This window comes from Candidatus Omnitrophota bacterium, assembly GCA_040755155.1.
GTDB lineage: Bacteria > Hinthialibacterota > Hinthialibacteria > Hinthialibacterales > Hinthialibacteraceae > JBFMBP01.
Genome location: JBFMBP010000090.1, coordinates 1 through 21653, shown reverse-complemented (window position 1 = coordinate 21653; position 21653 = coordinate 1). Strand labels below are relative to the sequence as shown.

General features: G+C 51.4%; 21 protein-coding genes. 10 read left to right on the top strand and 11 right to left on the bottom strand.

Annotation, left to right across the window (positions count from 1 at the left end; all coding sequences use genetic code 11):
- On the bottom strand, positions 1 to 377 hold a 377-nt coding region (locus tag AB1656_13045), incomplete at its 3' end, for a hypothetical protein (protein MEW6236306.1).
- Positions 378 to 543: 166 nt separating this feature from the next.
- On the opposite strand from AB1656_13045, the gene AB1656_13040 reads away from it, so the two are divergent.
- Positions 544 to 693, top strand: a complete 150-nt coding sequence (locus tag AB1656_13040; GenBank protein MEW6236305.1) for a hypothetical protein — start codon at positions 544 to 546, stop codon at positions 691 to 693.
- 436 nt (positions 694 to 1129) lie between these two features.
- Here AB1656_13040 and trpD read toward each other — a convergent pair whose 3' ends face one another.
- From trpD to AB1656_13025, 3 genes are all read right to left on the bottom strand, one after another.
- Positions 1130 to 2146 carry an anthranilate phosphoribosyltransferase gene (gene trpD, locus AB1656_13035; GenBank protein MEW6236304.1) on the bottom strand — a complete coding sequence of 339 codons (1017 nt, stop codon included), beginning with the start codon at positions 2144 to 2146 and terminating at the stop codon, positions 1130 to 1132.
- 58 nt (positions 2147 to 2204) lie between these two features.
- On the bottom strand, positions 2205 to 2462 hold the full coding sequence (locus AB1656_13030; GenBank protein MEW6236303.1) for a hypothetical protein: 258 nt from the start codon (positions 2460 to 2462) through the stop codon (positions 2205 to 2207).
- Positions 2463 to 2623: 161 nt separating this feature from the next.
- Positions 2624 to 4747 (bottom strand): exopolysaccharide biosynthesis polyprenyl glycosylphosphotransferase, encoded by a 2124-nt coding sequence (locus AB1656_13025; protein MEW6236302.1) that lies wholly within the window; start codon positions 4745 to 4747, stop codon positions 2624 to 2626.
- A gap of 171 nt (positions 4748 to 4918) precedes the next feature.
- On the opposite strand from AB1656_13025, the gene AB1656_13020 reads away from it, so the two are divergent.
- The 3 genes from AB1656_13020 (at position 4919) to AB1656_13010 (ending at position 6362) form a co-directional block, all read left to right on the top strand.
- Positions 4919 to 5116, top strand: a complete 198-nt coding sequence (locus AB1656_13020; GenBank protein MEW6236301.1) for a twin-arginine translocase TatA/TatE family subunit — start codon at positions 4919 to 4921, stop codon at positions 5114 to 5116.
- Between the two features lie 302 nt (positions 5117 to 5418).
- On the top strand, positions 5419 to 6024 hold the full coding sequence (locus AB1656_13015; GenBank protein MEW6236300.1) for an STAS domain-containing protein: 606 nt from the start codon (positions 5419 to 5421) through the stop codon (positions 6022 to 6024).
- Entirely contained in the window at positions 6021 to 6362 is a 342-nt protein-coding gene (locus AB1656_13010) for an STAS domain-containing protein (protein ID MEW6236299.1), read from the top strand. The genes AB1656_13015 and AB1656_13010 overlap by 4 nt, the downstream gene beginning before the upstream one ends.
- 52 nt (positions 6363 to 6414) lie before the next feature.
- Here the strand turns inward: AB1656_13010 and AB1656_13005 are convergent, their stop codons facing one another.
- The gene (locus tag AB1656_13005; GenBank protein MEW6236298.1) at positions 6415 to 7248 is read right to left on the bottom strand and encodes a hypothetical protein; all 834 of its coding nucleotides are present in this window, start codon (positions 7246 to 7248) and stop codon (positions 6415 to 6417) included.
- A gap of 376 nt (positions 7249 to 7624) precedes the next feature.
- On the opposite strand from AB1656_13005, the gene AB1656_13000 reads away from it, so the two are divergent.
- Positions 7625 to 8188 carry an arginine decarboxylase, pyruvoyl-dependent gene (locus AB1656_13000; GenBank protein MEW6236297.1) on the top strand — a complete coding sequence of 188 codons (564 nt, stop codon included), beginning with the start codon at positions 7625 to 7627 and terminating at the stop codon, positions 8186 to 8188.
- Positions 8189 to 8194: 6 nt separating this feature from the next.
- Here AB1656_13000 and AB1656_12995 read toward each other — a convergent pair whose 3' ends face one another.
- The 3 genes from AB1656_12995 to hemW form a co-directional block, all read right to left on the bottom strand.
- Positions 8195 to 8989 (bottom strand): type III pantothenate kinase, encoded by a 795-nt coding sequence (locus tag AB1656_12995; GenBank protein MEW6236296.1) that lies wholly within the window; start codon positions 8987 to 8989, stop codon positions 8195 to 8197.
- A gap of 22 nt (positions 8990 to 9011) precedes the next feature.
- The gene (gene lepB, locus AB1656_12990) at positions 9012 to 9710 is read right to left on the bottom strand and encodes a signal peptidase I (GenBank protein ID MEW6236295.1); all 699 of its coding nucleotides are present in this window, start codon (positions 9708 to 9710) and stop codon (positions 9012 to 9014) included.
- Between the two features lie 234 nt (positions 9711 to 9944).
- A complete protein-coding gene (hemW, locus tag AB1656_12985) occupies positions 9945 to 11150 on the bottom strand; it encodes a radical SAM family heme chaperone HemW (GenBank protein MEW6236294.1) in 1206 nt (401 codons plus the stop codon).
- A 621-nt stretch (positions 11151 to 11771) separates the two neighbouring features.
- On the opposite strand from hemW, the gene AB1656_12980 reads away from it, so the two are divergent.
- Positions 11772 to 11969 carry a hypothetical protein gene (locus tag AB1656_12980; protein ID MEW6236293.1) on the top strand — a complete coding sequence of 66 codons (198 nt, stop codon included), beginning with the start codon at positions 11772 to 11774 and terminating at the stop codon, positions 11967 to 11969.
- A 168-nt stretch (positions 11970 to 12137) separates the two neighbouring features.
- Positions 12138 to 12506: a hypothetical protein gene (locus AB1656_12975; protein MEW6236292.1), complete on the top strand. Its 369-nt coding sequence runs from the start codon at positions 12138 to 12140 to the stop codon at positions 12504 to 12506.
- 154 nt (positions 12507 to 12660) lie between these two features.
- On the opposite strand, the gene AB1656_12970 is transcribed toward AB1656_12975, so the two are convergent.
- The 3 genes from AB1656_12970 to AB1656_12960 all read right to left on the bottom strand — a co-directional run bounded on the left by AB1656_12970 (position 12661) and on the right by AB1656_12960 (position 16368).
- Positions 12661 to 14949 (bottom strand): DUF748 domain-containing protein, encoded by a 2289-nt coding sequence (locus AB1656_12970; protein ID MEW6236291.1) that lies wholly within the window; start codon positions 14947 to 14949, stop codon positions 12661 to 12663.
- A 234-nt stretch (positions 14950 to 15183) separates the two neighbouring features.
- Positions 15184 to 15660, bottom strand: coding sequence for a GNAT family N-acetyltransferase (locus tag AB1656_12965; GenBank protein MEW6236290.1), 477 nt, complete (start codon positions 15658 to 15660; stop codon positions 15184 to 15186).
- A 135-nt stretch (positions 15661 to 15795) separates the two neighbouring features.
- Complete coding sequence (locus AB1656_12960) at positions 15796 to 16368, bottom strand: type II secretion system protein (protein MEW6236289.1); 573 nt, start codon at positions 16366 to 16368, stop codon at positions 15796 to 15798.
- Positions 16369 to 16689: 321 nt separating this feature from the next.
- Here AB1656_12960 and AB1656_12955 point away from each other — a divergent pair, with 321 nt between their 5' ends.
- The 3 genes from AB1656_12955 (at position 16690) to AB1656_12945 (ending at position 21631) form a co-directional block, all read left to right on the top strand.
- A complete protein-coding gene (locus tag AB1656_12955; GenBank protein ID MEW6236288.1) occupies positions 16690 to 17772 on the top strand; it encodes a hypothetical protein in 1083 nt (360 codons plus the stop codon).
- A gap of 9 nt (positions 17773 to 17781) precedes the next feature.
- Positions 17782 to 18636 carry a DUF1848 family protein gene (locus AB1656_12950; GenBank protein MEW6236287.1) on the top strand — a complete coding sequence of 285 codons (855 nt, stop codon included), beginning with the start codon at positions 17782 to 17784 and terminating at the stop codon, positions 18634 to 18636.
- A 115-nt stretch (positions 18637 to 18751) separates the two neighbouring features.
- Positions 18752 to 21631, top strand: a complete 2880-nt coding sequence (locus tag AB1656_12945; protein MEW6236286.1) for a hypothetical protein — start codon at positions 18752 to 18754, stop codon at positions 21629 to 21631.
- Positions 21632 to 21653 lie beyond the last annotated feature (22 nt).

Sequence of the window (21653 nt, the reverse complement as noted above, 5' to 3'; positions counted from 1 at the left end):
TTAAAGTAACGCTTGGCGTCAGCGTCGGCGTTAAGGTATTCGTTCGCGTCGGCGTCGCCGTTGGCGTTCTTGTTGGCGTTAAAGTAGCGCTTGGCGTCAGCGTTGGCGTAAATGTATTCGTTCGTGTCGGCGTCGCCGTTGGCGTTCTTGTTGGCGTTAAAGTAGCGCTTGGCGTTAATGTCGGCGTTGTCGTACTCGTCATTGTCGGCGTAGCGCTCGGCGTCGGCGATGGAGTAGATGTCGCCGTAATCGTCAGCGTTGGCGTTAGCGCAGCCGTGGGCGTTGCGCTTGGCGTTGATGTTGATGTTGGCGTATTTGTCCATGAAGGCGTTGGAGCCGGAGGCGAGGTTGGTACTGGCGTAGCCGTATGAGTCCATGTAGGCGGCGATATCGCGGTTGGCGTATTCGACGGTTCCGGCGTCGAAGTTGGCGCTATTGTTGGCGTGAACGAAGGAATGGGAGTGGGCGTAATCGCGTCCCCGCCGCTGCCGGGAATTTCACTCCCCTCTATCGCCGTGGAAGTAGGAGTATAAGTCCAGGTCGATGTCGGAGTCCATGTTAATGTCGGCGTATCTGTTGGAACCGGCGTTGGCGTGTTTATTGGAACCAGCGTTGACGTGCTCGTTGGAACGGGCGTTGGCGTGTCTGTTGGCATTGGTGTTGGCGTATCGCTGGGAATCGGCGTCCATGTGAACGTTGGCGTTGGAATCGCTGTTGGAGAGGGCGTAAGAGGATCTATTGGAGTTGGCGATTTCGTACGTGTTGGCGTTTTGGTTGGCGTTCCGCCAGAAGCGGGAGTCGTTGGTATTTCCGATGGAGTAGGAGTATCAGCCGGCGTAGGCGTATACGTAGGCGTTAGAACATCAAATAATTTACTCTCCATGCCATAGGAATGATCTTGAAATATAGAAATAAATATCCATGCAACAATTATGGAAAAAAGAAACGTATTTCCACGATGAAGCCGTATCGACGATGTTTGCGAATTTATATCGTTATCTATCATTTATTAAATAGCATTATGGTTTATTCCTCGAACATTTCCCCGTCAAATCGGGGAAATATTATCATAATAGAATTGTTATTTTCCAGGGTGGGAAAACGAAGATTAAAATTAGGCGCATACAATTTAGGCGTTGGTAAACCGAACCAGCTTTTCCAATACCTTGGCCGCTCTGCCGGAATCGATGCTTTCGGCGGCCAAGGCGGCGCCGTCCTTCAAAGAAGCGGCTTTTCCGGAAACGACAAGAGCGGCGCCTGCGTTCAAGAGAACGGCGTCGCGGCAGGGACCTTTTTCCTCCCCGGAGAGGATGCGGCGAGTGATCTTTTCGTTTTCTTCCGGGGTTCCGCCGCGCAAAGATTGCGCCGGGGCGGATTTCAATCCCGCGTCTTCGGGAACGATCTCTTTACGCTGGATCGATTGCGGCGTCGCTTCGACGATCGCCGTGGGGCCGGAAAGCGTGATTTCATCCAATCCATCGGAAGCGAACGCCGCCCAGGCGCGCTGAACGCCCATTCGCTGCAAACAAGCGGCGTAGATATCGAGAATATTAGGATCGCTGACGCCGACAAGTTGATAGGAGGGACGGGCGGGATTAGTCAAAGGGCCGAGATAATTGAATATGGTGCGAAATCCTAATTCGGAACGAATCGGGGCGGCGTAACGCATAGCAGGATGTACTACGCGGGCGAAAAGAATCGTTAGCCCCACTTCGTCCAGGCATTGGCCGATGCGTTCGGGCTGGATCATTACGTTGACGCCCAATTTCTCCAACAGATCGATGCTGCCGCAATGGCTGGTGGCGGAACGATTGCCGTGCTTCGCCACGGGAACGCCCGCACCCGCCACGACGAATGCGGAGGTCGTGGAGATGTTGAAGGTACCGCTGCGGTCGCCGCCCGTGCCGCAGGTATCCGTCACTCCCTTGCTGGAAAACCGGATTTTCTCCGCGTAGGAAACCATTGCTTTGGCGGCTCCGGCGATCTCTTCCTCCGTCTCGCCTTTACAGCGAAAAGCCGTCAACATGGCGCTGATCGACGCCGGTCCGATTTCGCCGCTCATGATGGCGGAAATCGCTTCTCCCGCTGTCTCTTCTGAAAGATTTTCCCCCGCAATCAACGAATCTAAAATAGGCGAAATATTCATCCAAACGCTCCCCATTCCATTGATCCGCCGTCCGCTTTGACGCTTGACGGTCATCCACTTAACGGCGTTTGCGGTCTATCAGCAACCGTCCGCAGCCATGTACGAACAACCCGAAAGCAAGAAGGCTCAACGAAAGAATTACTCGATTATGTACCACCAAAATCGCCACGCCGATAAAGACGATGCCCGCCCCGATCCGTTGAATGCCGGAACGGTTCGCCAACACGATAATTATGCTCGCGACCCATAAAACGGCGCTGACAAGGAGGCCGATGGCGCCCGGACCGATCGAATAGCTCAGATTATTGAGAATCATAATCGATTAGTAAAAGTTCTTTGGCATTGAAAAAAGAATCGCCGGCATTTCGGAATCGGCGTCTCTCGTAAAGAGAATAACATAATCTCCTGTTTTTTCCAACTCCAGATAAATAAAGACGCATCGAAAGACAATCGTTTCCATTTCGATAGACGAAAACTTCAGTAAGCGCCCTTGCCGAAGAAAACGACGGGGAAGGTTTTTAACAGGATAATCAAATCCAAAAGAATGGATTGATTTTGGATGTAATAAAAATCGTACTCCAAGTTGGAATGCAATGGCAGATCTTTGCGGCCGCTGATTTGCCAGATTCCGGTGATGCCTGGAAGAACGGACAACCGCCGCCGTTGCCACGGCTGATAGGATTCCACGATGAAGGACATTTCCGGACGGGGGCCGACCATGCTCATTTCGCCCTTTAGAACGTTCCAAAGCTGGGGCAATTCGTCCAGACTGGTGCGCCGCAGCCAACGGCCGAAGGGAAGAACCCGGGGATCGTCCTTTTTGATGGGCGCTTCCTCGTATTCGTTGACATCGCGATACATGGTGCGGAATTTGTACATGATGAACGGAATGCCGTCTTTGCCGATCCGTTTATGGCAAAAAATGGCGGATCCGGGAGAATTCAAACGAATCAGCAGGCATATAATTGGGAAAAACGGCAGCGTAAGCAACAGCATGGTTCCCGCGATGACAATATCCATTATCCGCTTCATACTCTGTTCGAAGGGAGTCATCTTGCCCTGCCGAAGAACCTTGAAGGGGATGTCTTCCTTATAATTGAAGAGAGCCTGATCCGTAATTACGCCGAACATATCCGTCAGGATGTTGTATTGCTTGACGGCCGTCCTTTCGCCGCATGCCACCACGAGGTCGAGCATATTCGGCTTCGTCATTTTAGGATCGGCGAAAAAGATTTCGTCGACGGCCAGGTTTTTCGCCCACTCCGGAAGTTCCCTCACGGGACCGAGAATCGGCTTGCCGTACACTGTTTCCTCAGGAGTATGCTTATCGTCCAGGATGCCAAGAATTTCATACTCCCGTTCGGGCTGATCGCGCAGACGTTCGATCACTTCCCGCGCCTGTTTGGTGGCGCCGACGATGATGGCTCGTACGCGCCCGATGCCTTCCTTATAAAGCGTTTTCTCCATCCGCGACCAGAAGAGGCGGGAGGTAACCATAAAGACGAACGCCAGCATGGCGGATAGAATAAGCACCGAGCGTCCGGGATCGAGGTCTTTCAACAAGAAAGCGACCGCCATAGACGTAATGAGAAAGAGAAAAACCATCTTCACAATGGCCGTCAGTTCGTCCAGCGCCGTACGCAAAAATTGCCGCCGGTACAAATCCAGCGAAGCGCAGATGACGATCCACGTGCAGACGATGATGGGCATAGCGATCAGATAATTGGAAAAAGGATTAAGATGCTTGCGCAACTCTTCGGGCAGGATCGTCAATTGAGTAACGAAATATTCCCGCATAGCGTAAGCGGAAAGCCAGGCGATGCACGCCATAACGGCGTCGGCGAACACGAGGAATCCTACTCGGAAGGTAAAAAGAATATTGCCCAACAAATAGCGCTTCCATAAACGGCGCGGTTCGAGAAAGAGCCTCCACAACCATTCCAGGCCGCTCTTGCGCATCCAGACCGGCGCCCGCCGCAAACCTTTGGCGGAATAATCGAGCAAACCGCCTACGCCCCAGGCTACGGGAGCGTTCAATTCTTTCAGCCGCCGGCGGATCCAAAGTTCCTGCTTGGGCGCTCCCATGCCCACGATAAGGATGTCGGGGCGCGATTTGCGGATATTCTCGACAACCTCGGCGTCTTCCTGTTCCGTAAAAAAGCCGTGATGGCAGCCTGCGATTTTCAGTTTTGGATAGCGGGTTTGGAGATCGCGGGCCGCTCTCTCCGCTACGCCATCCTCTCCGCCGAGAAGGAAAATGCTCCAACCCTTCTCTTCCGCCCGCCGGCAGAATTCGGGGAGCATATCGTTGGCGTTCAGACGTTCGGGCAGAGGATGCCCAAAAAGGCGAGACGCCCATACGACGCCCATGCCGTCCGCATAAACGAGATCCGCCCCCGCCACCGTATCCCGATAGGCGCGGTTGGACCAGCATTGATTCAAACAGTCGGCGTTCAAGTAGGAAACCTGATGAGGCTCTCCCGATCGAACGAAATTATCGATGCGACGAAGAAATTCTTCGCCCGTCAGCGAATCGATATCGACGCCCAACAGGCGGGATCGTTCCATTCCTTGCGCATTCACGGCGGATTTGGTTTTCAATGGCTTTTCTTTGAATTACGAGAAGTTAAAAAACGGAACTATTATAATCCGAGTTCGCAAAACAGCGAGGGGCGAACCGGGATTCCAACCGTAAAATCCTTGACTCTCAAGGAGCGGCGAGTATGATCTATATGCTGGTTGATCTTTTTCCCATAGAGAAGGAGAAGGGAAATGTATAACATCGGGATGACGGAATGGATTATCATTATATTTCTCATGTTGCTGGTATTCGGAGCCAAAAGGCTTCCCGAAATGGGAAAGTCTTTAGGATTGGGCATTAAAGAATTTAAAAAATCTCTTACTTCCGTCACCGACGAAGAAGACGAGAAGCCTTCCGCCAAAATTGAAGAAAATAAAGAATCCAAATAATCTCCCATCGTAAATAATTGTATTTTAATACGATAATATTTCTATCGTTTAGGAAAGAAGAGAGGGGCATTCTCCCCTTTTTTTTTTGTTTGAAATCGTTAAGAATAGGCTGCGCAACGCATTCTTGCTCATGACGGTGCGGTTTCTGCATCAGGCGGGCTGATAGGCGATTGGCCATGAGCGGGAAGTAAGCGACAGCGAAAAAACACGATCCACCATCGCCTATTGAAGGAGAAGCGAAGAATTTTAGCGCAGCGCCAACCGGCCTTCCTGAGCGTCCGCGCCATTCTTCCGAACGAATCATGAAAATCGCCACGGAACTTGCCGGGGAGGTAGCCATTCTCAACTTAATAGGCGAATTGGACAGCCGGGGAAATCAACATTTGGATCAAGCCATTAAGGATTCTATCGCCAGAGGCCACTTCAAGATCGTCCTCGACGTCCAATCCATCCGATTCATCGGAAGCCAAACCATCAGCATGCTCATTTCCAATTTGAAAGAAATCCGGGCGGCGGGGGGTAACATCAAGATCATTAAGCCCCAACGGGCGGTGCTTCAATACTTGAAGCAAAACCGAATCGTCGAGATTTTCGATATCTATTCTTCGAAAGCGGAAGCGGTGCAAGCCTTCGAAACAGGGAAATCCGCCGCTCCCGCCGGGGCGGCGGCCAACGCCGAGAGCCAATCCGCCGCCGGCGACGCTTCGGAAAGCGAAGATTCTTCCACCCCCCTGGCGGATATCAATCTACTCAAAGCGCGATTCGAAACAGGCGAAATTCTCTATGCGAACAGTTGCATGTTAGCGACAATGATTAAAATATTGGAAAAGAAAGGCGTGCTTACTTCCACCGAAGCAGGCGAACTCATGGATTACGAACGCCTCTCCATGAAAGGAGTCAAAGAATGATACCAGTCGAACGAGACGATCGCGGAGATATCACCATCCTGCGCGTAAAAGGAGAACTTGATTTCGAGAATACGGTTTGGCTGCGCGGGGAATTTCACGATCTGCTGAAGCAGGATCGCATCCGCATCGTCCTTGATCTTTCGGAGGTCGAGATTATCTCCTCCTATACCGTCGGCGTTTTCGTCGCTTTCGCCCGCGAATTGCGGGAACGGGAAGGCGATTTGAAGTTCTTCAACCTGCGCGGACGCGTCCTGCAAACCTTCCGGGCCACCCGCATCGATCACATCCTGCAGGTTTTCGAGGAGGAAGAAAAAGCACTGAAGGCGTTTGAATCCTAATTCTTTTTCACGCTGCGCCGCCGGAAAAATAGAGCGAAACGAATAACTCGCCTCATTTCAATCCGCAATGATGGAGCCATCGGATGGCGTCTTCATAGTATTGAAATTCGCCTTCCCTCTTTTTGAATTCTTGCGAATGAACGATCCGCTTCATCGAGCGGCGCATGGGCGGCAGAACGATATGCAGCAGTTCATGGTACATGATATAATCCACTAAATAGGGGGGAACGGACTTCCGGTCCAGCCAACGGCTGATGACAATGAGATTTAGATGGGCGTCGTGATAGCCCAATTGTTGGCGGCTGCGCCCTGGACTCCAAGAGAGAACGGGTTTTTCCAATTTTTTCTCAAAATAAAGCCGGTTGATGCGATCGAACACGCGATTCAAGTTGAAATGCTTTCCTTCGGGGCCGGGAAGAATTTTGCGGCTGCGGGAAAGCCGGGCGCGGGCGTGTTCGGCTTCCACTTCATCGCGGCTGATGTATCGATTGTATAAATGGAGATATTCTTCCTGCGGCTTGCGATGCTCCACGCGAGACATCAAGATATGAATCAACGCTTCCAACACGCAGCTCGGCGCATCGCGCAAAATATCGCTGATGCGAATCCGGGCGATCCCGCCATCCACTTTGATCGTACTTTTCAATCCAGAATAGGGATAAAATGAGATATCGGTCTTTTCAGGCCCTCGCTTGAACTGGCGATTGCGGCACGCCTCTTCTACAGCGGATCGAAGACGCTCCTGAGGCAGCGCGCTCTCCGGACCATCCCAAAGAAAATATTCGTAATGAGTGGAGTCTTTTTTCGCTTTGGCCGCCATGTTGGTTCCACATTGAAAAGAGACGCTGTCTAAAATCAAGTAAATTGTAACCTGGACGCAAAACAAATCAAATCTTCCGAAAGCGGGAAGAAAATCTTATAAAAGAACCTCGCTTGCGCCGGCGCCGGCCCGCCGTAAGCGCTATTTTGCCGATTTTAACCGCCAGGTCTTGCGAATTGCGGCCGATAGGATTACCATTTTCCGGTTTTACGCGTATTCATTTACATAGAAAACGTTCCCGCCGCCGTATGGAACCCAAACGATAGCCTATCCTAGGTTCCAGGACGGTTCCATCGCTGGATCGGCGATGAAGCCGCGCTCGATTTCGAGAAGCGCCGCATATTCTGATAACCGTTCTTAAGCAAGACGTTTCGAAAGCAGGATAAACAACTTGAAAACGATCGCAGCACACAATACATCCCTTTGAGGAGACGCATACGGAATGGAGGAAGGAGAAATGCTATTGGTCCCCAAACGCGTGTTTTTTACGAAAGGCGTCGGTTTTCACAAAGAGGAATTGCGATCCTACGAATTGGCTCTTCGGGATGCAGGCATCGCGATATGCAACTTGGTCACCGTTTCCAGCATTTATCCCCCAGGATGCAAAATCATTTCCCGGGAACAAGGGATTAAGGAATTGGTGCCGGGCGCCGTCACTTTTACGGTCCAAGCCCGCTGTTGCACCAACGAACCGCGGCGTCAGTTAGTTGCTTCTATAGGACTCGCCATTCCCGCCAATAAAGAACACTACGGATACTTGAGCGAGCATCATTGTTACGGGATGGGCGCCAAGGAAGCGGGGGACTATGCGGAAGATTTGGCGGCGGCGATGCTGGCGACGACGCTGGGCATCGAGTTCGACGAAGACAAATCGTGGGACGAAAAGGAAGAGGTCTACCGCATGAGCGGCAAGATCGTAACGTCCCGCAATATCACCCAATCCGCCGTTAATAAGAAAGGCGGCTACACTACCGTCGTAGCGGCCGCCATATTTTTGTTCGATTGATCCCTCCTATTCCTGAAATGGGGGGATCATGGCGGACGATTCATGCCCGCAGAGACGGCGATAAATCAGTTCCAATCCGCGCAAAGTGAGAAAGGGATCGTAATAGTCGAAAACATTCTCATCCGCCAAAAGAGCGCTGATTCCCCCCGTTCCGATAACGGCCGTTTTTTCTCCCAAAACGGCCTTAATGCGTTTCGCCATTCCCTCAATAAGACTGATCGTTCCGTAATAAATGCCCGATTCCATATGGCCGATCGTGTTTTTAGCGATGATTTGCTTCGGCTTTTTCCAGATGACGGGCGGCAATAACGCCGTTCGTTGCGTCAACGCTTCCAAGGAGATTTTCACGCCGGGAGCGATGGCGCCGCCCAGGTATTCCCCCTGAGCGGATATCGCTTCGAAGGTCGTCGCCGTGCCCAGGCTGACGACAATGGCGGGAGCGCCGTAATAGTGAATGGCGGCGCAGCAATTGACGATCCGGTCTACGCCGACGGTTTCGGGCCGGTCCACGAGCAGAGGCAGCAGTTGCGTCTTGCATGCCTCCACCATAATCGGCTTTTTTTCCGTTTGTTCCTCGATGATCGTCACCAGCAAATCGCCCAAAGCGGGCGCGACGGAGGAGATGACGGCGCGCTCGAAGGGACGCTCTTTTTGCCAATCTTCCACGCGCAGGCGAATTTTATCCGCATACTCCGGCGAGGAGGGGAAAAAATCCTTCGCGATTAGAGCGGAGCCTTCGAAAACGCCCAAGTTGGTGCAGGAATTTCCAATATCGATGGCAAGAATTTTCGGCGCGGCCATAAGCGATGCGGAACCTTCCGCTTCAATTCATAACGGCTTCTTTAACGGCGGAAATGGGAATATTCTCCGGCAAGGGAAGCGGATCGCAGGACGCGCCGCGGATCAACCCCATGCGGGAGGGCGGCCAATAGCGGAAAAAGGCTCTCCCCATCACATTTTCCAGCGGTACGCCGCCCCAAGCGCGGCTATCCCAGCTGTTGCGGCTGTTGTCCCCGAAAACGAACAATTCTCCATCCGGCACTTCGAATTCCCTTTGTTGATCGTATTCCCGCAAAGGGCCATACCGGTTGGTCAGGAAAAATTCCGGATCGTCCACTAATTCCCCATTGCGGTAAATATGCCCATCCTTGCCGATCCGGATGCGATCATGAGGAAGTCCCACGACTCGTTTGATATAGTACGGTTTATCGGGAGAGTAGATTTCATCGATCCCTTTGGTTTTAAACACAACGATATCGCCTACTTGAATGGGACGCATGGAATAGATGAATTTCATTACGAAGATGCGGTCGCCCTCTTTCAATGTATCCATCATCGAACTGGAAGGAATCTTATAAGCCTCGAAAATAAACGTTTTAATCAACAAGGCCAAAATCAAGGCGGTATAAAGCGCTTCGAAATTTTCATAAAATCTTTGATGGCGCTCGATATGATTGACAGTCGATCGGCCCCATGAAAAGAAGAGCAATTTATCCGCCAGAAGCATATAAAAACGTCTCATAATTCCAATCCTGTCTTGTTTAAATAAAATAGTCCTTATATTGCAATTAGTAAGCGCTCATGCTGCATAATTCCATTCCCTCTTCCTCTGGGAGAGGGGTAGGGTGAGGGTATTTTAGTCATGCAGCGCGGGCATAAAAGCGAAGCGCAATCCGCCACTCATGTAGGGTGGGCTAAAAGCGAAGCGTAGCCCACCATTTTCCCTTCCTGCTTCATCACTCTTATACGTTATCCTTCAATCGAGAAAACAAGAAAAAACCTCATTACTGATTAAAAGAGCCTGACGGGTTAGTCTAAGACGTCCGCCGATTTGTTCCAACCAGCCCTTCTCCATGCATGCATCAACCTCATCGCCCCATCTTTCTAAAGGCGTGAAGCCGAAGCGCTTTTTAAAGGAATCGATAGCGACGCCTTCGATCTTGCGCAAACCGAAAATCATGGCGTCGGACGCCATTTCCTCGTTGGAAAGGACAGCGGATTCTTCAAGCCACTCGGAATGAAAATAATGCTTCTCTCCGCTTTCCTCAATTAATCGGACGTATTTCTCGCGATCGGCGATCAAGCCGTATCGCCGTCCACTAACGAATCCATGCGCGGAAACGCCGAAGGCAAGATATTCGCTCCGGTCCCAATAGCGCAAATTATGGCGGCTTTTCTTTCCCGGAAGATGCCAATTGGAGATTTCGTAATGGCGCATCCCCGCCTCCGCCAATAAACTGGCGGCAAGATCATACATCTCATTATACGTTTCATCCAGCGTTTGCGTAATCTTTCCTTCTTGGCGCAAACGTTCAAAAAGCGTTCCTTCTTCGAAAGAGAGTCCATAAGCGGAAAGATGATCCGGTTCGCAATTCAGGGCGGATAGGAGCGTCGTTTCCCATCGTTGCGGCGATTGTCCCGGAATCGCAAAGATCAAGTCCAAAGAAAGATTAGCGATTCCCGCCCCGCGCACTCCATCCACCGCCCGCCGGATATCCTCATTGGAATGGATCCGGCCTAATTGCTTCAATTCGTCATCCCAAAAAGATTGCGCTCCCAGACTGACGCGATTCAATCCCAAGGGACGCAAGGAGAGAAATAATTCCAAACTGGCGCTTTCGGGGTTGGCCTCCACAGTGATTTCCGCGTCGGCTGCAACGTTATAAAAACGATTAATCGCCTCCAGAATACGCGCCAGGCGATCCGCTCCTAATAGGCTAGGCGTCCCGCCCCCCAAATATACTGTCGCAACGCTTTTCCCCTGAGCCTCTTCGGCGCCCAGAGCAAGATGCCGCGAAAGGGCCTGAACGTAACGATCCATCTCTTTCTCGGAATGAGGAGGCCCGGATACGAAACTGCAATAGGCGCACTTGCGGCGGCAGAAAGGAAAATGGAGATACAAGCCAAGAGTATTGCTCGCCGCTTCGTCCAAAAAATCGGCAAAAGGGGGTGGCAAGGGCAAGGTCTTTTTTGCCCTTGAAGTATCAACCGCCGCCTCGTCTAAAGATTCGGCTAAACCAGTCTGACCGGGTAAGTTTTGTTGACTGCTTATCATAAGAGGGAAAAAAATGCCCTTTTTTATCTTATTATCGGAGTGTACCTGGAAATCGTATTATTGCAAGTCGTTTCATTGAAAGCACTTAGCATAAAAATCCCTATTTTGGTACGTCTATTGCAGAATATTATAGCGTTGTCAACTCTGGAAAACACTTCAGGCTTTCAGGTGCGCGACAGGATGGATAGCTCTGCGTCTTTCGCTCCGCCTGGAGTGGACAAACAGGAAAGGCGCAGAGCTATCCCAGAATAATATTAATGAATGAGGCTCTTGCAAAAATGATAAAGTCCGTTTTGTAATTCTCCCCCCAAGCTTGGGGGGAGTTAGAGGGGGGTTGATTTTATTAAACTTAAAACAACCCCCTCCTAACCTCCCCCAGGCTTGGGGGAGGAATAATGGAATTTAGCATGAGGCTCTGAATAAAAGGAGAACTCGTTCGTCCTCGAACGGCGCCATCGCCGCCAGAGGATGCCAGGCTATTCGTATAAATAACATTGAACTAACCATTCATTCTTGCCCCGACATCTCGTGAAAGTCCGGGATGACCGTAAAGAACTCTCGGATCAAACCGTTGGCCAAGTTATCGCCGGCGATGGGATGTCGGAGAAGACAGGGAGGTTTTCTCCGGCATTATTTTACGGTTTGAAGTGGAAGCAGGATTTCGATTCGAAAGCGGCCGCAGCCGAAATGCAGCGGCGCTCGCCGCGTCTTTTCAACCGGCGTTAACCCATCCTATCTGGATGTTCCGGTAAACGCCGGTTGAAAGGGCGTCATTGAACGCCCTTTGCCGGCTTTCGAACGAGAATCCGGCGCAAAGTCACTCCGGAAAGAACGCGAATCGTCTTCTCGCGTGGGCGAATTGCAATCCGAGAATAACGATTGGGGGCAAAAACTATGTATCGATTTTACGAAAGCGAGCACGAACAGAAGCGGGAAACCTATCTCCTCGCCGTTCGCAATCCCTGGCTGGTATGGCGGCTGCAAGCGCTGCGTGCGGGATACGTGCCGCCCTTATTGCCAGGGCGCATTCCGCCGGATATGTTGCGGCTGCCCATAGCGAGACAGGAAGAATACCATATAGAACCGCTCATCAAACATGCCAAACGCATGCATTTGCAGGAAAGCAAATTCGCGAAAAGAATCGTAACGTTGATCGTGATTGGCTTCATCATCCTTATGGGAATGACATTTACGTTGGCTTTGCGCGAAGGACCCTCGTTTCAAATCGGCATTATCGAAAAGATGCTATCCGAAAGGCTGTAACGGCAAGTAAACCAGGGAATTACGAAGGATAAAAGATAGATTGCTTTCGTTGTTTCCAAATTTTGATTTCATGAATAAAGAACGTCTCTCCCATCCTCTGCGCGGAGAGACGTTCTTTTCGTCTGTAATTCATCATTCATCATTCATCATTGCCTTAAGGATTCTCCCCCCCGAAGATTTTCCGGAGCGGCGTTCCGATGACGGCGTCGCCGACGGTCTTGACCGCGTCGAATACCAGATTGGGAAGCGACATCAACCGGTTGGCCAGGTTGCGGCCCAATATCTCAGCCACGCTTGTGCCGAAGCCGAATTCCGGATTGCGCACATCGCCCATCAAACGATTGTCGCGGAAGACAATGTCGCCGTTTTTGTTCTTCATCCCATTCAACGCTGTTATCGCTGTTTTACGGTCCCATTTTTCCGGCCATTTGCCCTTGTTCGCCGTAAATTCCGGCTGCAACAATGTCATATTAAAAACGCTGTCCATCATATTTTTCCGAATCGCCATATTCCCATCCAGACTGAAGCGCCCTTTCTCGATGCCGACCGGCAGCGACTCTTCGTAGCAAGGCTCGTAAGCGATGAGATCATGAATGAGAAGAGATAAATTCCCTTGGATATCGATAGGATCGAGACAGGGAGCGGCTTCTCCTTGAAAATTGATAAATCCGCCTGTCGGGGATACCGTAACGGCGTTGAACTGCATTCGCCCCATCGGCGGATTTGGACTTAAAACCAGATCATGCCATTGTAGATTGACGGGACTCCAGGCGTGTTGAATAATCCGTTTAAATCGATTGTCCGTGAGATGAAATTGCGCGTCCGCAAGCTGCAACTCGCCGATTCGCATTGGTTCGCGAGGGGCCGCGGCGGAAGGGATTTTCAATTCGTCATGCAATTGTTGGACGAGTGCGCGCCAATGGTGGATTGCGGCGCCTAAATCTTTCTCCTTGGAGAGAAGCGTTCCCCGCAGCGTCATGTTTTGAACGTGAATCTTTTCGATGCGTCTCGATTTATTCCAATCCGTCGCCTGAACTGTAAGATGAGGCGCCGCGAGATGAGTAATTTCCTCTTCTCCCGGCATCGAGACGAGGGAAAAATCGTCCAGCGAACCTTTTCCGGACTCTTCTTCGTAACGCAAATCGCCGCAGGCGATCTTCTGCGTTTCGCGTCCGTCTTCCAGCGAATATATCGCAGCGTCCGCCAGATGGATTCGGCCTAAACCGGCGTAAATATTCTCCGTCTCAGGGACGCTTGCCGTCTTTTTCGCTTCCGGAATCAGCGACTGAATCACGCTTTGAATCCGCTGAATGGCGCGCGAAAGGTTCAATCGATCGCCTTCGCCGCTGCGTAGAAAAAGCCGCACGCCATCCATTTCGATCGTTTCCAGATTAAGAACGCCTTGACGCAAACCGGCGAAAGCCAAGCGTTTGAACGATAGTGTGGACTTTCCCGCTTCCTGCAATAGCAAATCCGTCAAGATCAAGGCGTCGGTTTTGTTGTCGTACTCGACGGTTTGGGCTGCGATCCGGATGGCTCCAGGATCGGCGTTATTTCCCGACTGGGGTGAAACGATGACGGCCACATCCTGCAAATGGAAGGATTGGAAAGTAGGAGAAGATTTGGGCTTGGCGGGATCGGGAGGAGAAATGGCGCGAGCGACCTCTTCAACCGCATCCCGCCACCGAAAAAACGCCTCGTTGAAGTCGTATTTGTCCTTGCCGATTTCCTTCCCTTCGATGAGTAGTCCCTCGGCGTCGATGCGCGTCAATAATTCCGGCCCGCCGAAAAGATTTTTTAAATCCAGGTTATCCACTTGTAAAAAAGGATGAGTTTTATTCGGCTCGCGATAAACGAACGAATGGAAGAAGCGGAGAAGATTCTCTTTAGGATTGAGAGAAAAACGTTCGAAGCGGACGACGTGAATCTCCACCGAACCAGCGGCGCCGGAATAATAATTGAATTGGGCGTCATTCAGGAGAATGGAAGGAAATTTCGCTAAGGGGTTGCCCGGCGGGAGGGTGTTGGGGGAATCCATCTTCTGGCTTTCGCGCTGGCGCGTGGCGTCGGGAACAATGCGCTTGGCGGCTTGGGCGATTTGCAGGCTTCCATCCTGAAGGCGCTTGATTTCGACATTAGGCGATTCCGCTTCGAATTTCGTAAATACTACTTCTCCTTTAACAGCTCTTTGGGCATTGACGCCGACGCCGAGACGCTTCGCCGACGCGATGGCGCCGTTGGCGTCGGAAAGCGTTGGAGATTGAAACGCCATGACTCCATGAAAAAGAGAAAAAGCCGCTTTTTCATACTTGAAGATCAATCCATATTGCGCGTCCAGCGTAGCATGAATAAGACCGGCGAGAATGGATTGCCAATAGAATCCCATTGCGATGACCGCGATCAAGAACGATATTGTCAAGCCGAGGATCATTTTTTTACGCATCAAACAAAACTCCTTAAACATAAAAACAGCGATCATCGACCCGTCACTAGTGGTTAGTTAGCCCATTATTCTCCCGCCCCATCAGAAAGCGGCCCAGTCTATCGGGAAAAAAGAATTCGTTTTTTTCGATTATATCACAGGATAAGCCGAAAGCCTATTTTCGAGGGCAAGGGGAATGCAAGATCGGTTGCGGGGATCCGATAAGAAGAGGAAATGATCTAAATACGCTTGTGTTTAATCGAAAAACATTGATCGCAAATCTTTGAGCATCTTATAATGAGGGCCGACGCCGGGTATGAGAAATTCGTCCGAAACGATTTTCCACCCCTGCTTTTCGTAAAATCCGGCGGCGGCTGCGCGGGCGTTGCACCACAAAAGCCGGATGCCGGATTCTTCCATTACGGCTTCTTCCGCCAACTGCAATAGAATTTTCCCTACGCCGGAACCGCGATAATCGGGAGCGGTTGCCATGCCGCGCAGCTGCCAGGCGGGCGTTCCCTCCCACTCTTTGCGCATAAATGACAAACAGCCGATGGGCTTAGTTCCTATAAAAGCACCGAAATGGCGAGTGGTTTCATCCCGGTCGCCGTCAAAATAGGGAGAATCCCGGTTCGTACCACGAATAATTACCTCCTCGCGTAAAGAAATAATTTCGTCGATCGACGCTGGACGTAATTCGATTTCGTTGGACTGGATAGTCATTTTCAACATAAAATCATATCCATCCCTGCGATAACCTACCTAGAATACATACGGTCAAATCGTCATAACGAGCGATTTGGCCGAACACAATAATATACTTATAGCGGTGACAAAACGAGCCGTAAACTAAAATCGATATTCCCATTAATAACCGAAACGCATAATATCCCCATTCGAGGTTAGACCGTTCGAGGGTTCGAACGGCGCAAGGTCGCCGCCGCCCGCCGCTTCGAAATCCCCATCCGGCGCATAGCTCATCAGCGCCCATAAATTGTTCGGTTTGGCCTGATCGGGAAAATGGCGTCCTAAGCCCGCTTCCGTCCGGTAACCATCTGCGAATTTCGGTTCCCAATAGGGGTACGTATTGAGCGGTTCGTTGGCGTTTTTCAGATCGGCGCGGTTGAATTTATCTTCGGGAACCGCACTCATGAAAGCGATGGGAGTCGTGAGTTGGCAAATCCTGCGGTAGCGAGAAAACTGTACGCCTTGGCATGATCCGGTATAGCATCCTTCCGTATAGGTGCGCGGGGCGTTGTTGTAATCGAGACGGTAACTTTCGATCGCCGTGCCGAGATTGCGCATATCCGCCTGGGCGCCGGCGATTTTGGCCCGGATCTGGGCGTTGAGAAAATTCGGAACCGCAATGGCGGCGAGGATGCCGATGATGGCCACAACGATGAGCAATTCAATGAGAGTAAAGGCCGACGATTTCTTCATTCCCTATTTCCTTCTTCATGCGAAATATCGCCTAAGCTAACCATATTTTAACTTGTATAAAGAAGAATAGAACGATTGCGGCGAGAATACGCCATCGGGCATTCAACCAATTTTTCTATGGAAGATTCCCCTATATGTTCGCCAATTCCTTACTCTTCGCTTCATCCAAAGCCATTGGCGATATCCCATCTTCCATAAACGCCTATGAACTACCTCTTATTGTCCCCCAATGATCTGCAAGGGGAGATAGACTCCGCTTTTCCCGTCTATAATAACGCCGCAACAACAACGTTTTGACTATAAACGGCGAAAGCGAATTTCATGTCGAAGAAGAAAAAAATCCTTTTTATTTTGATTGCCTCGTTTCTTTCAGGGATGTTAAGTTTCGTTTTTTGCGAGATAGTTTTTCGCCTCCTGTTGTTCGGCAACGTCTCTTTCATGCAAAAATTCCGCGATCCCAAATTATACGGCGACTGGGCATCCGACGCTGACGACGATTGCTGGCTGCTCGGCCATCGATTCGAGAAATTTCCGCCGCCTCAGAAAACGCACCCTATCTTGGGCTGGTCGAGAAACCTCGCCCACGATTCTTATCTTCATCGCTTCGCCGCCGAAGCCGGAACGCGCCAATCCGTTCTTCTCTACGGCGACTCGTTCGCCAAATGCGAAGGTCTGCCGGAAGAAAAATGCTTCGAAGGCATCCTCAATCAAGACGAAGAATTCAGCCGGGATCATTTTCTGTTAAACTACGGCGCGGGCGGTTATGGGATGGACCAAATTTATTTATTATTTAAAAATTCCATCGATCTCTATGAAAATCCCTTCGTCGTCATGAGCCTGATGACTCTCGATATGGATCGGGTAGTTTTGTCAGTTCGCGGCGGCCAAAAACCATACTTGGAATTGATTGACGGCGGGTTGGAATTGCGCGGCGTTCCCATCGATCCCGATTCTGAGCATTTTTTTCGAACTCGCAAGCCCCGCATCCCCTCCTATTTATGGCGCCTGTTCCTTCACGGAAACGTTCTCCCGCAGAAATGGCATGATTCTTTGATTGGAACAAAAGAAAAGCAGGAGAAGAAAATCGCCATTAATCGAAAAATATTGGAAGAAATCCATAATAAATTGGAAGACAAGAAGATTCCCTATGTCTTCGCCGTATTTCACCCATATTGGGCGATCGAACAAGGCGACAATTGGCGAGACGATTTTTTACGGAATTTTTTGGAAGAAAACAGGATTCCTTATATTTGGGCGAAGGATATCATCTCTAACGATATCCAGACGAATCATAAAAAACTGGACGAGTATTTCCTCCAAGGCGGCGGCCATCCTAATTCTTATCAATATCAAATCGTCGCCAAGGAGATCAAAAAATACGTTTTGCAGCCAAACGCTTTCTGAAGGATGACGATGCGCGCCGTACTATCCGCTTCCCGCCGGACAGATATCCCCGCCTTTTACATGCGCTGGCTGGAGCATCATATCCAAAAAGGCTTCGTTGAGGTGCGCAATCCCGTCGTCAAAGAGCGAACCTACCGCGTAAGCCTGCGGCCCGAAGATGTGCATACGATTGTTTTTTGGTCGAAGAATTTCCAACCCTTCCTCGATTCGCCGCTCTCCCGCTCGAACTCTTACCGCTGGTATTTCAATTTCAGCCTCGTCGATTGCCCCGAATGGGAACCGGGCGTTCTTCCTTTGCCGGAGCGAAAAAAACAGGTCGTGGAACTCTGCGAGCGCTGGTCGCCCCGGCATATCAACTGGCGTTTCGATCCCATCGTCTATTGGGATAACGGCGAAAAGAACAATCTGGTTGGATTCCCCGCCCTTTGCGATTTCATGGCGGAAAGGGGCGTACAACGATGTACTTTCTCTTTCGTAACTTGGTACAACAAGGTAAAAATCCGGCTGAAAGAAACCTCATTGAGGTTTTACGATCCTTCCCTCAGCCATAAGCAAGAGGCGCTGGGTTGGATGGCGGAAATCGCCAAAACGCGAAATATAATCCTGGAATCCTGCTGCAATGACTCCTTGCTGAAGGTGGAAGGAATCGTCCGGGGACGCTGCATCCACGGCGCTCTTCTTGGCGAACTGTCGGGCGAGCCATGCTCCCAAGCCCATGACAGCAGCCAGAGAAAGGATTGCGGCTGTACGAAAAGTTACGATATCGGCGGCTATCAAATGTCCTGCCCTCACGGATGCCAATATTGCTACGCCAAGCCGGTTCCCCCGCGCAAGACCGAACGAAACCGGAAAACCATTGTCTAAAATGCTTCCCATCGCCGATACGCCGTTTGGGGGCGGTTTATTCCGCCGAAAAAATGACGATCATATACTTGTCTTTGTTATATAATAAAAGAAAAGGAAACTACCGAGCCGCACTATGATTTACGGTTTTAAAAAATATCTTCTCTTATTGGTTCTCACGACATTAACCGCCCTCGATGCGGCGGGCGGCGGTCCTTTGCGCATGTATCAAAACCAACCGATTCTTTGGGAGCCGTCCTCTTTTCCCATCCAGTACAATATAGACCTGGGTAATTTGGGGGCGCTTACCAACGAGGAAGCGGCCGCCTTGATTATGGACGCCTTTCGGATGTGGGAAGAAAGCCCCGGCTCTACTCTGAGCTTTTTGCGAGGCGGCGATCTACCCGTCAACGTCGATAAGAGCAACTTTACCCGCTATCTCGACGGCGCTATGCCCGGCGTCAATCCGATCGTCTTCGACGACGACGGCTCCATCATCCGGTCGTTGTACGGCGCGGGAATGGAGGAGGAATATCTCGGCTTCGCTGGAGCGGTTAATTACGTTGGCGCGAAAATCACCGCCGCCGAAGCCGTCTTCAACGGTTATTACATCAAGAAATACAACCTCGATCCCAAAGCGTTTCTGGCTACGGTTCTGCATGAATTGGGGCATTTGATCGGCCTCGACCACTCCCAGCAATTCCGCCACCTGGCCTACGACGGAGTGGGTTGGAACGATCTCTTCATTCCCATTATGCTGCCGACGGCGGCGGACGATGAATCAGCCCGAATCTCGCTGACGGACGACGATAAAACCGCCGCCGCCAACTTGTATCCCCAAACCAGTTTATACGAACAAACCGGCATTATCGCCGGAACCGTGAAGAGAGGAACTCAAGAACTCCCCGGCGTCAACGTGATTGCGCGCCGCGTCGGTTCCTCTACGGACCAGGTATATTCCTCCGTATCGGGAACCTACGCCATGAATCAGGGAAAGTATAGAATCGCGGGGTTGCCGCCAGGGAAATATCAGGTCTGGATTGAGCCGATCGATTCCTACTTTTGGGGATCCTCCTCCGTAGGGCGTTACGCCCAATACAAATCCAGCGCCTCATTCGTCGATCCGCCCCCGGCGCAATATTATAACGGGAACTCCGCCAATTCCGGCGGCAGCGCCTGGACGCCGGTCACCGTCGAGGCGGGGAAAACCACATCCGCCATCGACTTTCCGGCGCAGGGCGTCCATGATTCCGTCAACGAGACGGAATCCCATCTGTTGGCTTTGAATTCGGTAGAGATCGGCGGCTCTGCGCCAATGGGAGAAACGCCCTACGATCTCTCTTATTTTCAATTCCTGTTGGTTCCCACCGGCAAAGAAAAACTGATCGAAATCGCCGTTACTGCCAACGATCCCGCCATCGGCTATGACCTCATCGTTCAAAAAGGCCGGCGGGCGTTAGCGTCCGATTCCCCCGCCGCTTCAAGCGCAAACGGACGCGCCAGCGCCAAGCTGATCGCAGGAGGAACCATTTCCTTGGAAGCGGCGCGCTATTTCATCGCCGTCCGCAACCTCGGCGATAAAGAATTGTTTTTCCAAATCGCTAATACGGCGTACGCCGAATCGCCAACGCCCACGCCAACACCAACAGTCACGCCCAAGCCCACTCGCTTCCCCACTCCCAGCCGTACGCCGACGCATACGCCAACGCCGACCCGCACGCCCACGGCGACGCCTGTTTCCAAAACGCCGACGCCCACGGCGCTCGAAGTGAATCCGGCGCTCGGCCTGGTCTCTTTGGATCTTTTTGGCGGAACCTACCCCAGCGGAGCGGCGGCGCACAATTTCGATATTGGAATCTCCAACAGCGAAGGCCAATTGATCCTGTCCAACGTCTTCGATGGTCTGCCTGATCCTTCCGCTCTCGGTCCGTTGCTGCTGTTCGGCGACAAATTGTATCCCATTGCGCAGGACATGGAATTTTCCGGCGAAATCGCGCCGGGAGGAAACGGTTCGGAAGGCGTCTACTTTCTTCTCGGCGATCCCCTATTCGATTTCCCACCCGTCAACGGGCGCTTGGGCGCCATGAGCGGCGGCATTCTCGCTGGAGATGGAACTTCGGCGAAAGGCCATTACGTTATCGGCCAGTTCAATGGGCAAGCGCTTCCCGTATACATCGTGGATAGTTCCCCCGCCGCCGCGCCGCCGGATTACGCCTCCACGTATGTGGATATCGAACCGGCGGGAAACCAAGGCTATTACGTGTTGGACAGGCTAGGAAAAATCCGCGCGGAAGGAAATGCGTTGAAAGAATTGGAGAAAGAAACGCCGCCAGCCGATTTTAAGCCGAACTCCATCGCCGTAGACTTGGAAATATTCAGGGGTCGGGAGATTTCTCTTACGAACAGCCGCTATAGCAGCGATCCGATCGGAAAAGGGGCTTACATTCTTGACCATCAGGGCTTTATCTATCCCGTCGGCGGCGCTCCGGCGTTGGCGGCGTATTATCTTCCCATCATCTTTGACGCCGCGGCGCAGAATTATTATGACATCGAATTCATTCCCAATCCGGCGGGGACGGAATATATCGGCCTGGGCGTATTGGGCGGCGATGGATTCATTCGCTTCGTTCCCTTCGCGGACGTTGAATATACGGCCGCCATTCGCGATTACATCGTCCAGTTCCTCAATCCATTCAAACCGGAAACGGGAGGATTTCCTTTCGACATCGCCCGGAATTTCGAGGTGGAAATCAGCGACAATCCCATTTACGGCCTCAACAACCGGGGAGCGACCATCGCATCCAAAGGCCGCCGAGTGGGGATTTTCATGATCGATGGGTTCGGAGGCGTTCACACGGGCGGACGCTCGACGCGCTACGCTCCCGCTTACGGCGTCAGCGGGAAGGATTCGCGCACGATCAACGGACAACAAGCGATTCCCTATCCGGTCAATGTTCCTTATTTCGGCGTGGATTATACGAAGGATTTGGAAATCTCACCCCCGGTTAAACGGTGATTCATAAAACAGTGACGAGTGA